Annotated in this window: 1 protein-coding gene; it reads left to right on the forward strand. The window is 74.7% G+C overall.

Translation table 11 applies throughout. The features are described from left to right. Positions 1–725, forward strand: a 725-nt coding sequence (locus tag ACYVE9_RS29290; protein ID WP_461030904.1) for a LuxR family transcriptional regulator, incomplete at its 5' end; no start/stop codon positions are given. Positions 726–764 lie beyond the last annotated feature (39 nt).

Here is a 764-nt window from a genome sequence, read left to right on the forward strand (position 1 = left end):
AAGCCCGGGCCGCCGTCGCGAGCGCCTACGACCACTACCGGCGCCACCACCCGGCGGCCGGCGGGGGAGTGGTCGCCGAGGAGGTCACCGGCGAGGGGATCGAGCGGCGGCTCGGCGAGGCCCTCACGGACGCCAGCGCCGAGGTGCTGCGGTTCGACACCCCGCCCTACTTCTGGGACAGCCAGCGCGGTGCCGCGGCGGAGATCGCGATGCTGCGCCGCGGAGTGCGGCACCGGGCCGTCTACGCGCGGGCCTCGCTGGCCCACCCCGGGCACCTCAGCACCAACATCCAGCCGTGCATCGACGCCGGCGAGCAGGCGCGGGTGCTGTCCGAGCTGCCGGTGAAGCTGACCATCGTCGACGACCGGATCGGCTTCGTCGGACTGTCCATCGCCGAGGTGGAGGTCAACCGGGGACTGCTGGTGGTGCGGCCCAGCGGACTGCTGACGGCGCTGCGGGCCCTCTTCGAGTCCTGCTGGGACCGGGCTCTGCCGATCCAGGCGTCGACGGGTACCGCCGCGGCGCCGGTGGCGATGCGGCCGGGGCCGGCCGAGCGGCGCATCCTGGCGATGCTGGTGGCCGGTGTGCCGGACAGTCAGATCATCCGGGAGCTGGGCGTCAGCCGCCGCACCTTCTTCCGCCGCATGGAACTGCTCATGGCCCAGGCGGGAGCCGGCTCCCGCTTCCAGTTGGCCCTCCAGGCGCAGCGCCGCGGCTGGCTCTGACCGCCCGGCCGCCACCGCGTCGGCCACACCACCCACGCG

This window comes from Streptomyces sparsus (assembly GCF_054776295.1).